Origin of the sequence: Coraliomargarita parva, from assembly GCF_027257905.1 — a bacterium.
Taxonomy (GTDB): Bacteria; Verrucomicrobiota; Verrucomicrobiia; order Opitutales; family Coraliomargaritaceae; genus Coraliomargarita_A; species Coraliomargarita_A parva.
On record NZ_JAPZEI010000006.1, the window covers coordinates 242570 to 257842 of the forward strand.

At 54.0% G+C, this 15273-nt stretch carries 13 protein-coding genes; 7 read left to right on the plus strand and 6 right to left on the minus strand.

Features of this window, described 5'->3' with window-relative positions; all coding sequences use genetic code 11:
• The first annotated feature begins 168 nt into the window (after positions 1–168).
• The 3 genes from O2597_RS11025 (at position 169) to O2597_RS11035 (ending at position 5947) form a co-directional block, all read left to right on the plus strand.
• Positions 169–3408, plus strand: a complete 3240-nt coding sequence (locus tag O2597_RS11025) for a TonB-dependent receptor (RefSeq protein WP_269524767.1) — start codon at positions 169–171, stop codon at positions 3406–3408.
• Positions 3409–3526: 118 nt separating this feature from the next.
• The gene (locus O2597_RS11030; RefSeq protein WP_269524768.1) at positions 3527–5200 is read left to right on the plus strand and encodes a hypothetical protein; all 1674 of its coding nucleotides are present in this window, start codon (positions 3527–3529) and stop codon (positions 5198–5200) included.
• A 69-nt stretch (positions 5201–5269) separates the two neighbouring features.
• A complete protein-coding gene (locus tag O2597_RS11035) occupies positions 5270–5947 on the plus strand; it encodes a PEP-CTERM sorting domain-containing protein (protein ID WP_269524770.1) in 678 nt (225 codons plus the stop codon).
• Positions 5948–6340: 393 nt separating this feature from the next.
• Here O2597_RS11035 and O2597_RS11040 read toward each other — a convergent pair whose 3' ends face one another.
• The 3 genes from O2597_RS11040 to O2597_RS11050 all read right to left on the minus strand — a co-directional run bounded on the left by O2597_RS11040 (position 6341) and on the right by O2597_RS11050 (position 8696).
• The gene (locus O2597_RS11040; protein ID WP_269524772.1) at positions 6341–7072 is read right to left on the minus strand and encodes a hypothetical protein; all 732 of its coding nucleotides are present in this window, start codon (positions 7070–7072) and stop codon (positions 6341–6343) included.
• Entirely contained in the window at positions 7072–7842 is a 771-nt protein-coding gene (locus O2597_RS11045) for a hypothetical protein (RefSeq protein ID WP_269524774.1), read from the minus strand. The genes O2597_RS11040 and O2597_RS11045 overlap by 1 nt, the downstream gene beginning before the upstream one ends.
• Before the next feature lie 83 nt (positions 7843–7925).
• On the minus strand, positions 7926–8696 hold the full coding sequence (locus O2597_RS11050; RefSeq protein WP_269524775.1) for a hypothetical protein: 771 nt from the start codon (positions 8694–8696) through the stop codon (positions 7926–7928).
• 267 nt (positions 8697–8963) lie between these two features.
• Here O2597_RS11050 and O2597_RS11055 point away from each other — a divergent pair, with 267 nt between their 5' ends.
• Positions 8964–9314 carry a hypothetical protein gene (locus O2597_RS11055; RefSeq protein WP_269524777.1) on the plus strand — a complete coding sequence of 117 codons (351 nt, stop codon included), beginning with the start codon at positions 8964–8966 and terminating at the stop codon, positions 9312–9314.
• A gap of 113 nt (positions 9315–9427) precedes the next feature.
• Here the strand turns inward: O2597_RS11055 and cysS are convergent, their stop codons facing one another.
• A complete protein-coding gene (gene cysS / locus O2597_RS11060) occupies positions 9428–10864 on the minus strand; it encodes a cysteine--tRNA ligase (protein ID WP_269524779.1) in 1437 nt (478 codons plus the stop codon).
• Between the two features lie 79 nt (positions 10865–10943).
• On the opposite strand from cysS, the gene hemB reads away from it, so the two are divergent.
• Positions 10944–11960 (plus strand): porphobilinogen synthase, encoded by a 1017-nt coding sequence (hemB, locus tag O2597_RS11065; protein WP_269524780.1) that lies wholly within the window; start codon positions 10944–10946, stop codon positions 11958–11960.
• Here hemB and O2597_RS11070 read toward each other — a convergent pair.
• Positions 11957–13021, minus strand: coding sequence for a hemolysin family protein (locus tag O2597_RS11070; protein WP_269524781.1), 1065 nt, complete (start codon positions 13019–13021; stop codon positions 11957–11959). The genes hemB and O2597_RS11070 overlap by 4 nt on opposite strands.
• Positions 13022–13216: 195 nt before the next feature.
• Between O2597_RS11070 and O2597_RS11075 the strand changes: the two genes are divergently transcribed.
• Entirely contained in the window at positions 13217–13726 is a 510-nt protein-coding gene (locus O2597_RS11075; RefSeq protein ID WP_269524784.1) for a PEGA domain-containing protein, read from the plus strand.
• A gap of 21 nt (positions 13727–13747) precedes the next feature.
• On the plus strand, positions 13748–14128 hold the full coding sequence (gene gcvH / locus O2597_RS11080; protein WP_269524786.1) for a glycine cleavage system protein GcvH: 381 nt from the start codon (positions 13748–13750) through the stop codon (positions 14126–14128).
• Here gcvH and O2597_RS11085 read toward each other — a convergent pair.
• The gene (locus O2597_RS11085) at positions 14125–15210 is read right to left on the minus strand and encodes an ADP-ribosylglycohydrolase family protein (RefSeq protein ID WP_269524788.1); all 1086 of its coding nucleotides are present in this window, start codon (positions 15208–15210) and stop codon (positions 14125–14127) included. The two genes, gcvH and O2597_RS11085, sit on opposite strands and share 4 nt — an antisense overlap.
• Positions 15211–15273: the final 63 nt, after the last annotated feature.

Genomic DNA, 15273 nt, shown 5'->3' on the forward strand with positions numbered 1-15273 from the left:
CTGGGCTTGCAGTCAGCATTCGCCATCAAGATTGAAATTCCAAAGGAGTTTCAGGACGAGGTTCAGCGTCTTAAATCCGAAGAAGAAAAGCGCCTGAATGAATCCCTGGAAAACGGTTCGCCTGCGGTTGAAAGCAGCGGGACTGAAAGTTCCGAAGCGAATGCGCCGATGTCGTTTTCCAATACAGCCGTTGCGGAAGAGCCGGTCGATGCTCAAGATGCCGATTCCGACCAGTCCGGCCACTTTCTCCTGGAGTCGGTGGACGAGGCGGAAGCTAGTGCCTCTGCCTTTTCGGATGACTTGCCTGCCGGCCATGGTTTGGTCTCCGGGCAGGTTCTGGACAAGGAGTCCGGGGCACCGGTGCCCGGTGTCGCGCTGCTACTGGAGGGAACCGATGTCGGGACAATTACGGACGCACAGGGACGCTATACGCTCGGCCCTGCGCCCGCAGGGAAATACACACTCACTTTCCTGAAGACTGGGTATATCGAGGCCAATATCACGGGCTATGAGGTCAATGCGGACCAAGTGAATGTCTTCCCCTTTGCCTTGCCTCCGCGTCCTGCCGAGATGTCCGATGAGGTTTACGAACTGCAGGACTTCACGGTCACCGCGGAGGAAGCGAATGACTTGATGATGAAGCTCGACCTGAAATTTGATAGTGATCGTGCATTGGATGTCTTTAGTAGTGAGGATTTTTCGAAGTTTGCTGCGAGTGATGTTGCTGATGCGGTCAAACGTATCGCTGGTGTTTCTGTAAATGATGGAAAATTCCCTTCTGTTCGAGGATTGAATGACCGTTACACGGTGACGACTCTTAATGGTATGCCATTGCCGAGTCCGGATCCTTTCCGAAAATCGCCACAATTCGATATCTTCCCCTCTGCTTTGCTTGATTCGATTCTAGTCAGTAAGTCAACCACTGCAGAACTGTCGGGTGAGTCGACTGCTGCCAACTTCGACCTGATTACGAAGCAGATGCCCGATGAATTCTTTCTGAAAGTCAGTTTTGGGACAGGGTGGCATAGTAATTCCGTGGATCAATTCAGGAGTTTTGACCGGGGCAATGATAGCTATCTCTATACGGATGGAGCCTCACGCTTGAATTCGGCTCCTCGGGGGAATCCTGGAGATGCGCTTGCAGACTCGAATTTTGAGAAGTCCGAGCAACTGGTATCTAATAATAAAAAGGCGTACCCTGACTCTTCAGTTTCAATTTCAATTGGTAATAAATTCGATCTCGGAAATGATCGGCGTTTTGGATTTGTATTTTCCGGTTATCATAAGAGGAAAACAACTGCCATTCTCGGGGCTGAAGATGTGCAAGGCTATGACTTTTCCGGTGCGGATCGTCTGGTAATCCAAGAGGTGCAATTGCCTCCTTTCCTTGGCGGAGGGACCATCGAAGTGCCGACTAATGTGTCGGTGCCCTATGGGGATGAAACGACTTACGAATATGACGAATATGAAGAGAGCGTGAAACTCGGGGCGCTTCTTGGAGGGGCTCTTGAGCTTGGGGAGAATAACACCCTGTTCGGCAATTTCTTTATAAGCCGTACCTCGGATACAACGGTGACACGCAACTATAGCGGTGTGAATTCGGGGGAGAATATTACACCTGAAGAAGATCTTTTCTTGATTCGTGAACGTCTGTATTATGTGGAGAGATCCCTGACTTTGGGGCAAGTCGGCGGGGAGCACTTGTTCCCCGATACGAAGCTGGAACCGGAATTGAATTGGGCTCTCCAACGAGCACGCACTACTCAGGATGAGCCCGATTATCGTGATACCACCGCATTGTTGCGCTATTCGGATTTTCCGGATGGATTTGAAAATCCTGCCGAGGCGACCGGTAATACAGAAACGTTTCCAGGTGGTGCGGTCCGTAATATAAATAGTGACGATAATATTTCACTCTCATCGAACTCATGGCGTTCGGTTCAGGAAGATGAAGACTCTGCCCGTATGGATCTGGCTGTGCATCCCTTTGAGATCTTGACCTTGGAAGGTGGAGGTTTGTTACGTCGGGCGGAACGTGTTTCTGATATCCAGTCCTATTTGGAGAATCGAGCGGATACAAATGCATCGGGCGAGACTGAAGGAGGATTTGGTGTTAGTCAGAATAACCTCGAAAATGGTGGCAATTCGATCCGGGGACGCTCCGAAGCGACCCGAGATATCGACGCGATTTATCTGATGGCGAAACTGGAGCCCGTTGAATGGGTGAAATTCAACCTGGGCTACCGATTCGAGGATTCTACTATCGCGGTGGATAGCGATACCCTTCTACCCAGTGCAAACTCACTTGCCAGTGTGTTCCGGGCTTATGATCAGGCGCGTATCGCTCCGGCGACGCCTGCCAATGTTGTTCGGGCAACTGAAGCAGATGTGCTCGGTGTGCCTGATGGATACCGGAATACCAGTGGAGACAGTATTTCTGAAACGCTTGAAGATCGGGTTTATCTCCCGAGTGCTGGACTCACGCTGGATCCCATTCCCGGGATCCAATTCAAGTTTGCGTACTATGAGACTATTAATCGTCCTTCCTTTCGGGAAATTACCAGCGATATCTTCATTGATATCGAGAACGGCGATGCATTGGCTGGGAATCCATTCTTGCAGTCCTCGCGTACGGATAATTTTGACTTCCGCTTCGAAATCTATCCGGCGCAGTTTGAGTTCGATTTACCGTTGGTTGATGTACTTTTCTCCGGCGATGATATGTTTGGAGTGAGTCTATTTCGAAAGGAAATCGAGTTGCCGATCGAATTCGTACGACCGACCGATCGGAATGTGGATGAAATCCCGTTCAACAACCCGGAAGGTGCTGTGGCAGAAGGGATTGAATTCGAGTTTCGTAAGAACTTTGAATTCACGGGTCTTCCCTGGGGAGAGTATTTCTCTATCGGCGGCAATTATGCCTTCACTTCGGCAGAGGCTGGTGTTTCTGAGGCGGAAGCGGCTCTCCTTGGGCTGAACCAGAATATTGATCCGGATGGAATCGATGACACGCGCCCATTAACGGAGCAGCCGGAACAGATTCTGAATCTAGATTTGAGCTTTCGTCACCCTGAGTGGGGAAGCAGTGTCACACTGGCTTATAATTATAAAAGCGAGATCCTCGAAAGTATCGGCTCTGAAGAGTCGTTCGATGCTTATCGTGGTGCAGTGGAGCGACTCGACCTTGTTGTTAGCCATGAATTTGAGAATGGGGTTACTGTGAGCTTTGCAGTAAAAAATCTTTTGGATGAGGGCTACGAGACCTATTTCAGAAACCGCGCCCCCGATATGAGCAATGGCAACATCTCTAATTTGGATAATCCAAGTTCCTATTCTGATGATAAGCCGCGTAAAACGGTGGATAGTGTCGGGCGCACTTATTCGCTATCGGTCAGCTACAATTTCTGAGTCGGCTTTACGGATTTGTAACATGAACTGCGCGGGATAGTTACAGTCGGCTGTTAGGATGCTGTCCTCCTCCAATAATGGAGGGCTTACCGCTTCATTTAAGCAGAAATCCTAAACAATGAATAAGATACTATCATCCACTCTTCTTGCCGGTCTTGCCGCAACCAGTGCGCAGGCCGCAATCGTTCAGGTGACGAGCGATATAACTGCGGACGCGACATGGTCTTCGTCCAATGAGTATATTCTCACCGATATTATTTACGTCAAAGGTGGTGCGACTCTCACCATCGAGGCTGGTACCATTATCCGTGGCGAGCCTTCCACGGGTATCGGTAATTACGATCCGGGTGCTCTCGTCATCACAACTGCTGGTCGCGTGAACGCGCAAGGCACTGCCTCGGATCCGATCATCTTCACGACGGCTGCGCTTGATAGTGACAGCGACGGCCAAGTCGACGGTTATGACTTTTTCGTTGATGACAACGGTACACCGTTGGATTTGGACGATGATGCCGACCGTGTGACGGCAACTCAGACGGTTGTCTCTGATGGCGTTTTGCAGAACGGTCCGTTCCTTGACGCTGATCCGAAGAACAATCCTCTGCCTCCCGCCATTTATGTCGGCACCGGGGAAACGGATGCAATTGCCACCTTCGTTGATGCGGACGGTGATACTGTTCCGAATGAATACCGCCAGCTTTGGGGCGGTGTGATCATTCTGGGGGAAGCCCCGATGAATGCGGACGTCACTTCTGCCGGTGGTTTGAATCGCCAGTTTATCGAAGGTCTTCCCGAAGGGGATGATTCCGCTTTCGGCGGTTTCAATCCGAACGACAACTCGGGTGTTTTCTCTTATGTTTCCATCCGTCACGGTGGTGCTGTGATTGGTTCTGCCAACGAAATTAACGGTCTTACCATGGGTGGCGTTGGTTTCGGCACCAAGATCGATCACATCGACGTTTACTGCAATGCGGATGATGGTTATGAGTGGTTCGGCGGTACTGTTAATACGAAGTACCTGACTTCGATTTTCAATAACGACGATGCATTTGACATCGATTCAGGCTTCACCGGTCTGGGGCAGTTCTGGTTCGCTCTCATGAATGCCGATACCGTGAATGGTGACAAGGGCGGCGAGCATGACGGTGAAACCGGTGATGGCAACGATGCGACTCTGGGGACTGACTTTTCGATTCCTAAGACATATGCAGTCGTTTATAACGCGACTTATATCGGTAATCCGAACAAGGCCACAGAGCCTTTCCGTATCCGTGACAACTGGGGCGGCGAGTACCATAACTCTATCTTCGCTGATTTCGGTGGATCGGATGGTATCGAACTTGAAAGCGACGGTGAGGCACGCTTTACCGCAGGTGAGGTGATCTTCTCCGGTAATACATTCTATGCCGCAGATGGAAGCACCACCGCTGCTGATTACGGCAAGGCTGTTACTGCCGGTGTCGAGACAATCCTCGATGCGACCTTCAGTTCAACTTTTGCCACTACCACCATGAATTTTCTGGCCAATCCGAGCTTCCCGTCGATGAACCGTCGTGAAGTTTCCGTGGATGCTTCGACTGGTGTCAATCCGGTTGCTCCGCTTGCACAGGCCACTGCCAACAACGGTCTCGGTGGCGCATTCGGTGTGCAGGAAACTGCTACCTTCTTTGACGATGTCGCCTACAAGGGTGCCTTCGATACCACGGCGGCAAGCACACTGTGGACAACCGGTTGGACGGCCCTGAACATTCGTGGAATTCTGGTCGATCGTGGTGACGGTCTGAGCCTCTAATACAATTCAAACTGATGGGAGTTTCCGGGGAAATCCCCGGGGCTTCCATCCATTCATCAAAATACTATAATGAAAAAATTAATTCTTCTGACTGCATCCCTGATGCTCGGTTTTGCCGGAGCCATGTCCGCGCAGGATTTGATTGCCGCATGGGATTTTAACTATACGAGTTCCTTCGGTGGGCTGGACGTGGACGGCGATTTTATCAATGACTCCTCCGCAACCGCCAATTTCGGTCTTCAGGCTGGAACAGCCACCTTCTCTTGGTTGAACCAAACCAGCAGTGGGCTTTCTAACAGTGCTGACCTCGATTCGAATCAATTGCTGCGCCCGCTGCAAATCGCTTCGATGAATGACGGATTCGGCTGGTTTGTTGATGCGAACGTAAGTTCGAGTGCCGAACTCTTCCTGACTGTCGATCTCTCCCTTTATGGTTCTTCGGAACTGACTTTTGCCGCTGGTAGCGACAATGGTCCCGTGGATCTCCTGGTGGATGTTGATGGCGCAGTGACTACGCTGAACCTTACCGCAGGGACAGATGCGCTGTATACGGTGGATCTATCCGCTCTTGCCGGCAGTTCTTCGGCTGTTGTTGGTTTGAGCTTCGATAACTTCACCGGTACGGATAACGTCTTCCTCGATAACTTCCAGATCACTGGGGTGGGTGTCGTTCCGGAACCTTCCACTTACGCTGCGATCTTTGGTGTGGTCGCTCTTTTGTTTGCCGCACACCGCCGTCGTAAGTAATTCTGGATACAATCATTTGATTGCGCAGGTGCGGTTGCTGAGCAGCCGCACCTTTTTTTGTTTCTATATTCTTTGGCCGGGATCTGGCTGGAGCTTGTGTGCCGTAATCTGTACGCAAATTCTCCGTCTGGCAATTGTGCCAGATGTCTCTACTGTAGGGAGGTGAAAGGACGAGTCGAACTTTGCATCTGTAGCCGGCTTTTTATGTGTGCAAGCGGGAGCCGTTAGGCTGCGGCGGCCTTTTCTTCTAATTTTGCTACGTGGCCCGGGAATGGACTCGCGTGTGATGTGCTGCCGCGAATCGAATGAATCCAGCGCAAGGGCTTCAGCCGTTTGTGGGCGTGCCTGTCGTTCCGGTTATAAGGCGGGCTTCGGTTTCGTTGTCGGGGTGGGCTAGCGGCTTAGCTCGCCCAATGCGGCCTTGAGGTCCTTGAACTGTCCTTCAAGCTTGCCGCTGCTTTGGACCCATAGCACGGGGTAGTCGATTTCTCTTTGGGAGTACACCGCCTGGATGAAGCCTTTCTGGAAAATAGGAACCACAACCGGATAGGTGAAATCTGTGCGTGTCACCTTCTCATAAAATTCGTTGTTCGGCATGAGGCTCTCAAAGATGACAATTGGTGTCACCTGCAGTCGTTTGAGTAGTGAAGACGCGCCGGCTAGTTGCTCCTTCAAGTCGATGAGGTCTGTATCTTCGCAGGGGGTCGTGAGGACCAGGAAGGAATCGAATTTGGCGAGTTCGGTCTCTGAGACCGCTTTGGATGCATCGAAGTCTAGATCGAATACACGGCGGCTGATCTGATTCAGGAAGATCTTTGAGTCCGTTTCCATGTGACTCGATTTTTCGAGGCGACCCAGGAAGTCGGTTTGGTCGTATGGGACGAGTTGAGCGCCTTCGCGGTCTACGACGGCCAACATTCCATCCGGATAGGCGCGAATGAATACCGCGGGGATTCCTTTTTCCAAGATTTTAAGTCCGCTCTCATTATAGGCGTTTTCAGTTGGTGTCACAAAGTCCGGCCAGGCATGGTCGAGCGTGTATGCATCGCTGTATTCCAGCGCGTCTAAAGAGACTGAGGTTAGTTGAAGAGTGGTCAGCAGAAGGGCCAGCGATGATCTTTTCATCAGTATGTATTCTGGTATTGGGCTTTCTTTATTTTTTCGAGCTCCTCGGTACTTGGGTTGGAGGCGATCAATTGCTCGATGTCTTTCAAGCTTATAGAATCCTTTATCTCCCAGCCGGGGGTATTCGATTTGTTCCTACTTTCGATCCCGGTCGGCAATTCGAGTTCAAGGAACTTCTTGAAATCGATGTCGTTCTGGTGGGTGGGATAGAGGAATTCGGTAAGTTCTGTGGGGCTCGGATTACCCAGTATGAATGCGCGTAGTTTCGTCGCGATCCGTTGGTCGATCAGCATTCGTTTGGATTCGCTGCTGTAGGTGGGTTTCAGCAAGTCCATGTAGGTGCGTAACAGTTTTTGGTTGAATGGGCTCAGGTCTTTGTCGGCCTCGCCGACGGAAGTTGTAATCGAAAAAGAGCTCCTGTCTGGTGTGACCAGCTTCAAGGTGTAGGCATCTTTTTCGAAGTGCACGGTGAGTTCCATTGCTTGTGGGTCGAATGTATCGACGTGCAAACGTCCTCTGCCCTGCCCCTCGGAGAGCCAGTAGGCTGTTCCGGTTTCGGTATCATGGATGCTGAAGCGTGCCTCGTTCCCGATTTTTAAATAACTCCTGAATTCGAGAAAGGACGGCTCATCCATTCTTGCCGCTAGCAAATCCCCATGGCTCAGCAAGCAGGTACAGGACTGAATGGTTAGCGCGAAAGCGATGGCCATGAAGCCGCGGCGGCCTAGGCGCAATGCCCGCACGCTATCCCGATTATGGCTGGTCTTCATGATCATCCGTCACATCTGCTCACTCGTTGCGGTCAACGCGACATCATTTGTGTGACATTTCTGCAACGCCTCGGACGCAGGCTTCACTTGTTGAAGGTGTATTCGGAACGACCGTGGAAATAGTCTTCATAGATGCCGACACCAAGCTCTACAGATTCGGTGCGCATGCTGGATTCTCCGGTTTTTTTCGAGTGGATTAGGCAGTGTGTCGGTAGCCGAATTCCGTCAATGCTTTGGTATTCTGAGAGTTCGGAGGTCGAGCTTTTGGAGCCGTCGATGATGGTGACATAGCGTCTCAATTCAAAAGTGTTTGCGGAAAGCTCGAAGAGGAATTCCTGCTTTCCGCCGTCCATTTTGGCCTGAATGACAAAACATGCTTCGCCCTTGGTTGTTTTAGGCTCCATCAATTCAAGTTCGGCGCCGCTCTGCCAGAGGTCGATCAGTTTGGGCAGGACGCCGGCATCGGCCAGCAGGTCTCTGGAAGCCGCCGGATCCAACAGCTCCTTTTCAATCTCCTGTGCACCGGCCAGGCGTGTGGCCGTCCAGGCTTCTTTGCCGTCATGGGCGCGGATGACCTGGACTTTCTCTTCCTCGTTGCCGGGAATAGGCAGGGTGATGGTGGCGCGTATCTGGTCGGGACGTTTCTTGACGATGACGAAGTCCACGCTCTGGCCGTCGCGTTTGATCGTTCCGGCCAAACGGATGCTTTCCACCTGGTTCCAGTTCTTCCATCCGCCCATGGCTTCCACGTGTTTTTGCAGGATCTTGTCGAGCTCCGGGTCGTCCACCGCAAATGCGGGCAGATGTGCGAGGCAGAGCAGTGCGAAGGAGAGGACAATGCGGTAATGTTTCACTCTACATTTATAGCGCATGGAGGTGAGAGCGACAAACGACATGCCTGTGACGTTGGTTAAGATTGGGGGGCAGGTGTCGCTCGGGTTACAATTAGGATTCAGGAACTTTGAGCTTCGAGGGCTCAATGGCCAGTAACGAGGCAAAGGATTGTAAAAGCTTGCTCCGGTCCATGTTTGGGATTCGGATGTGCCGCCATGCGCCGCTTAAGTTATTTTTTTCTTTTTGTTTTCTCGTGCTGCAGCGCGTTCGGCGCGGTGAAGCGTCATGTGCCTGATGCGCCTGAAAAGGATCCGAATGTTCCGTATTCGGTGATTGCGGTCGTACCGGGGTTGAGCCCCAAGCAGGTGGAGGATAGCATCCTACGCGCCGCCAGCGGTCGTAAATGGACCGTCCAGGATGTGAAGCCGGGTGAGGTGACCATCCGGCTGATGCACCGCGGCTACGACGCGACGCTTGTTTTCAAGTATGACGGGGAGAAGGTCGAGGTCTTCTCGGATTCATGGCGGATTAACCGTGAGGGAGAGAAGACCCGGCGCAAGGACCCAGTGGGATGGATTGAGAATCTTGAAAAAGACATCCCCGTGTTCATGGTGCGTGTGCGCAGCGCAGGTTCCTGAGGTCTTGTCGAAACAGCTTCTGTGGCCGCCCTGGTTTTACCCGGGCGGCTTTTTGTTTTGTTCCGCGGACACCGCGGGGGCGGTTTGAGGCAGAACTTTGGGACAAGCGGGCTTTATTGTGCTTCGAGGTCGAAGCCGTCCTTGCGGTCCTTGACCACCCAGCCTTCGGCCAGCAGGGCGTCGCGAAGCTCGTCAGCCTTGGCCCAGTCCTTTGCCTGCTTGGCGTCCCAGCGTTGTTGAGCCATGGCCAGAATGTTCTCCGGGGCGTCAACCTTGGTCTCCTCTGCGGTGAAGAGATTGATCCCCAGTGCGTAAAGCAGGCTACCGAAGGCTTTGAGCAATTCCCGTGCGCCGTCCGCATCGAGTGAGGCGGCGGGGTTCGACCCGATCACTCCGAAAATGGCACCCAGGCAGGCTGCTGTGTTTAAATTATTGCGCAGCGCGTCCCAGGCCTTGGCCAGGCGGCCGAAGTCTGCCGGGGCGTCCTTGCTGGTATAGTTCGGCATGGCCGCTTTGTCCTCGCCGGTGACAGCCAGCAGGGATTCGGCAAAGCGTTCGAGCTTGAGCAGCGCGCTCTGTGAGGCGTGCAGCCCGTCGAAGGTGAAATTCAACTGCTGGCGGTAGCTTCCGGCGATCAGGGTGTAGCGGACCACCATGGGGCTGAAACCCTTTTCCCTTAGGTCGTCCAGAGTGTAGAGGTTCCCCAGACTCTTGGACATTTTGGCGCCTTCCACCATGAGGTGCGCGCTGTGGAACCAGTGGTTGCAGAAGGCGTGGCCATGGGCGCACTCCGATTGGGCAATCTCGTTCTCGTGGTGGGGGAAGCAGAGGTCGATGCCGCCGCCGTGCAAGTCGATGGTTTCCCCTTCAAAGGCGCTATCTACCATGGCCGAGCACTCCAGGTGCCAGCCAGGACGTCCCTCGCCCCATGGACTCTGCCAGTAGTTGTCGCCATCCTCCGGTTTGCGGCTCTTCCATAGGGCAAAGTCGGTGACGGATTCGCGGTCGTACTCGTCCGCATCGTTCAGTTCGCCGGCGGAATTCTCGTTCTGGGTCTGTAGTTCGCGCTGCTTCAGCTTGGAGAGGCTGCCGTAGTTGTCAAAGGAGCTGACCCGGAAATACACGGAACCGTCTTCGGTGGCATAGGCGTGCCCCTTGGCGACGAGTTGTTCCACCAGTGCGATTTGCTGAGGAATGTGATCCACGGCGCTGGGTTCCACGCTGGGGGGAAGCATGTTCAGGGCGGTGCAGTCCGCATGAAACTTGTCTGTCCACTTGGCGGTGAACTTGTTTAAAGGCAGGCCTTCCTCCTGGGAGCGGCGGATCGTCTTGTCGTCGACATCGGTGATATTCCGCACGTGCTTGACCGTATAACCGTCCACCTCCAGGACGCGGCGCAGGGTGTCCTGGATCAGGAAGGTGCGGAAATTTCCGATATGTGCGGGGCCGTAGACCGTCGGGCCGCAACAGTAGAAACGAAGCGGGTGGTCGCTTTCGGAGGGAAGCGCTTGGACGGATCGGCTGTGCGTATCGTAGAGCTGGACGGACATTTGTGAGTTGCGAGTTTTGGGTTCTAGGTTGAAAGTTGTGCGCCTTAGGCACTGTGTGCCAATAGAAATTATCGAAGATATGTCAGCAGCTACCAATTTTCGCCTCGATCTGACCCGCCGTCCGCGCCGTATGCGCCGTACTGCCTCCCTGCGCGCCCTGGCCCAGGAGACGGATCTGCATCCGCACAATTTGATCCAGCCGGTCTTTGTGATCGACGGGGACGGGGCCCCGGAGCCCATCGAGTCGATGCCGGGCATCTCGAGGATGACAATTCCCCAACTGATCGAGGAGGCCCGTGCCTTGCTTGGGCTGGGAATTCCAGCGATTGCGCTTTTTCCCAAGCTCGATGCCTCTCTGAAATCGGACGATGGGCGTGAGGCTCTGAATCCGGATACCTTGGTGCTTCGGGCCATCCGTGCCTTGAAGGCGGAATTGCCCGAAATGGCGGTGATTACCGATTTGGCTCTGGACCCCTATACCACGCATGGCCACGACGGTCTCTACGATGTGAGTTGCGGCGACTTGGCCAATGATGCGACGGTCGAGGTTTTGGCCGAGATGGCCGTTCTCGCGGCTGAAGCCGGAGTCGATCTGGTCGCCCCTTCCGATATGATGGATGGGCGGGTCGGCGCGATTCGTGAGGCGCTGGACGGAAATGGTTTCGATAAGACCGGAATCATGGCCTATTCTGCAAAATTCGCATCGGCCTTCTATGGCCCCTTCCGTGACGCGGTGGGGAGTGCCGGCAGCGCGGGTACGCATCATTTGGACAAGCGGACTTACCAGTTGAATCCGGGCAACCGGCGCGAAGCCCTTATGGAAGCGGCGCTGGACGAGGCCGAAGGCGCGGATATCCTCATGGTGAAGCCCGCCGGGCCTTATCTCGATATCATCCGCGAGGTGCGGGAGGAGACGGAATTGCCCCTGGCGGCCTATCAGGTTTCAGGCGAATATGCGCAGATTATGGCCGCCGCCGAGCGAGGATGGCTGGATCTGGAGCGTTGCCGGGACGAATCGCTGCTGGCCATCCGCCGGGCGGGGGCGGACATGATCCTGACGTATTTCGCCAAGGATTTCGCCCTGGGTTCTCGCTAGAGGCCGCCGTTCGAGCGTTTGCGGGCCTTCCGTTTCTCGGCGTATTGCCGGTGACGTGCAAATTCCCGCATGTCGACCGCCGGATCGTCATCCTCGAAGATTTCCTGGCCGATGATGTGTTCGATGACGTCTTCCATCGTGATCACACCGGACATGGAGCCAAACTCGTCGACCGCAATGGCCAGTTGCTGGTGATGTTTGAGGAAGGTCTGGAGCGCATCCGAGGCCGCCGCATTGTCGGGTACGAAAATGGGCTCCTGGGCTAAGTCCGTGATCATCAAGTGGTCCCGGTCCTCGGCTTTGGCCGTAAGGAGGTCGCGTCGACGCACGATGCCGGTGATATTGTCGATTTTCTCATGATAGACCGGGATCCGGGCAAATGGGATGTTGCGAGTCGTGTCAAAGAGGGAGCCGATGGTTTCGGTGTCCTCGATGGCGTGCACCACGGTACGGGGTGTCATGATCTCATTGACCAGCAACTCGTCCAAGCTGAGGGCATTGTTGATCATATCGCGCTCATTCGAGGTCAAGGTGCCGTCTTTGGCGCTTTTTTCAGCCAAGAGCAGGATTTCTTCGTCGGAATCGGTCGAGGGTTCGGTGGGTTTGAGAAGGAAACGAACCAGGAAGCCGATGACCCGGGAAAGCGGCATCATCACGGCACAGACCCAGGCGAGGGGGAACACGAGGATTGGTTGCAGGGCCGGGCGGTAGAGCACCCCCACGTTTTTAGGGATGATCTCTGAGAAAAAGAGGATGGCGATCGCCATGACCGAAGAAATCTTCATCAGGACATTGCTGTCCTCCGGCCAGATTTGGACCGCCAGGCCACCGACCATGGTGGCTCCCAGCGTGTTGGCAATGGTGTTGAGGCTGAGGATCGCCGAGCTGGTTTCTTCCAGGCTGGATTTGTATTTCTCCAGAAGCTGGCCCCGCTTCGGGTAACGCTTTTTCAGGCTTTCAGTCTCCGCCGTGCTGGTGCTGAGAATCATCGCTTCCAGTACCGAACAAAGTGCGGACACGCCGATAGTAAAAGCGATGGCAAGAATGAATGTGAGTATCATTAGTGGGGTGCCGCGCGCCCATGAGCAGTGGGGCTCACGGATAAATGGAACTGCGTTAACGGCACGTGGCTATCCAAGAAAGCTTTGCCGCGGATACAAGCACTTTGTTAAAAGACATCCTTCGCTCTGGCTATAGTCTTGACCGAGGGTCCCTAGCGGGATTACTTATCATACTTACTTATTTTATACCCAGATATGAAAGCTTGTTTATCTTTATTCTCCGCTCTTGCCCTGGTTGTCTTTTTCTCCGGTTGCTCCTCTTTTCAGACTGGGGTTGCGCAGGAAGTCGTTATTCTTTCCTTCCCCTCTGAAGCGAGTGTTTACATCAATGGCGAACCCGCAGGGATCACCCCCTTGACAACCAAACTGCCCCGCAAGCTGACCCATGAAATTCGTCTCGAAAAGCAAGGCTACAACCCATCGGTGAAGTATTTTACCCCGGTTCCGAATGCTAAGAGCGAGAATTTCATCCGCTTCGGCCTGCAGCAGGATCTCGGGTACTATGTGGATCTGGAGCCGGGTACGATGAAGACCGAAATGAAGAGCGATCTGGTGCCGGCCTCGACCGGGGCTGATCCCTTTGCCAAAATGGCTCAACAAGCCCTTGAAGCGGACCGCAAGCTGGAAGCTGGCGAGATTACACCGCTTGAGCACAAATACATCATTGAGCAGATCATTGCCTTCTTTGAAGAGACCAGCATGTAAGCCTGCTCTCTGCTGATTTTAATGAGCCAAGTTCCAAGCGACCTCCTCTATACCAAAGACCATGAATGGCTGCTCGTCCACGAGGACGGCACTGCAACCGTCGGTATTACCGACTATGCCCAGGAAAGTCTTGGCGATATTACCTTTGTTGAATTTCCCGAAGTCGGTGCCGAGTTTTCGGCTGAAGACACCTTCGGGGTTGTCGAGTCCGTCAAAGCGGCTTCAGACCTCTATATGCCGGTGGCGGCCGAGGTTCTCGAAGTGAACGAAGCGGTCGATAGCGCTCCGGAACTGGTCAATCAAGACCCGTTCGGCGAAGGCTGGATCCTTAAGGTCCGCATCAAAGACAGCTCCGAGCTGGATGGCCTGATGAAGGCGGAGGATTACTCCGCGATCATCTAATCGCGGTCCCCCCCGCTTGCGGTCCAGAGCGCGTCGCCCAAGGCGTCGTATTTGCTTTGATCGACGAGTCCTTCGACCCAGTGTCCGGGAATGACTTCGCAGCCGCCTGCTGCACCCAGCAAGCTGCCCAGGGCGGCTCCACGGTTGCAGTTGTCGCCGCCGAGATGGCAATTCTGGATCAGCCCTGATTCGAAAGAGTCCGCGTATTTCAGCGCAAGGTAGTAGGTTGCCGGCTGCGCGTCTTCCAGATGGCTGCCTGAACCGACGAGCCGCCCGACGACTTCCTCGTCGGAATGGTTGCTCATCCAGCGGCGATAAGGGAAGGTGAGGACCTGGTAATGGTCGCGGCCAATGGTTTCGAAAAGTGCCTGTTCCAAGGGTTGGCCTTCGATCAGGCAGCACAGGGTCTCTGCGAAGAGCTCACCGGCGCGCGCAGCGGTTTCGCCTTTCTGGATGAGGCTGAGGTGCTGGCGTACGACCCTGAGGAGGTAGTCGTGGTCCTTGTGGTAGAAGAGTACCAGGGGAACCACCGCACTCAGGCTGCTGATGAAGCAATCCTCGCCGCCGCAGCGTTCCAGGGCTTTGCCCATCCCGTGGTTCTTGAAGAATGTGCGGTGGCACTCCTCCACATAAGTGTCCTTGTGGGCGCCCGGCCGGAGCATGAAATCGATATAGCGCTTGGCGAAATCGGTTTGGTCGTAGCCATTGTTCTCGACGAGTGACTCCGCCAAGAGGCGAGCGATCTGGATATTCAGGGTATTCTCGCCGGCTTTCAGATGCTGGTGGTAATGGACTCCCGGCCGTTTCCAGTCGGCTGCTTGGTCGTGCAAGATGTCGTCTTCCGGGCAGGAGGACACATAATTTTCCCGCCAGAGGGTGCTTTCCGGATGCGGGCTTTTGGGACTGAGGTAATGTGTGATGACGCCGTAGTCTCGCTCAATGAGATTGGCCTTGTAGTAGAAATGGCAAGGCATCGCGAGTGCATCACCGATGAAAGTGCCCCACCAGGAGGCAAGGAAACGTGAATATTTGGAGACGGATTCAGTGGTTCCGGGGACCGGGGGTTCGGCAGTATGGCTCACTTGGATAATGTAGTTTGGGGTGGAGTTGGAGCAAAGAGCTCGGAAGAGACGACAAAGGTCTTA

Bases quoted from the DNA above. Each gene is read 5' to 3' on its own strand.
- O2597_RS11025 (WP_269524767.1), top strand. From the start codon at position 169: ATGTCGTTTTCCAATACAGCCGTTGCGGAAGAGCCGGTCGATGCTCAA.
- O2597_RS11030 (WP_269524768.1), top strand. From the start codon at position 3,527: ATGAATAAGATACTATCATCCACTCTTCTTGCCGGTCTTGCCGCAACC.
- O2597_RS11035 (WP_269524770.1), top strand. From the start codon at position 5,270: ATGAAAAAATTAATTCTTCTGACTGCATCCCTGATGCTCGGTTTTGCC.
- O2597_RS11040 (WP_269524772.1), bottom strand. From the start codon at position 7,072: ATGAAAAGATCATCGCTGGCCCTTCTGCTGACCACTCTTCAACTAACC.
- O2597_RS11045 (WP_269524774.1), bottom strand. From the start codon at position 7,842: ATGAAGACCAGCCATAATCGGGATAGCGTGCGGGCATTGCGCCTAGGC.
- cysS (WP_269524779.1), bottom strand. From the start codon at position 10,864: ATGTCCGTCCAGCTCTACGATACGCACAGCCGATCCGTCCAAGCGCTT.
- hemB (WP_269524780.1), top strand. From the start codon at position 10,944: ATGTCAGCAGCTACCAATTTTCGCCTCGATCTGACCCGCCGTCCGCGC.
- O2597_RS11070 (WP_269524781.1), bottom strand. From the start codon at position 13,021: ATGATACTCACATTCATTCTTGCCATCGCTTTTACTATCGGCGTGTCC.
- O2597_RS11075 (WP_269524784.1), top strand. From the start codon at position 13,217: ATGAAAGCTTGTTTATCTTTATTCTCCGCTCTTGCCCTGGTTGTCTTT.
- gcvH (WP_269524786.1), top strand. From the start codon at position 13,748: ATGAGCCAAGTTCCAAGCGACCTCCTCTATACCAAAGACCATGAATGG.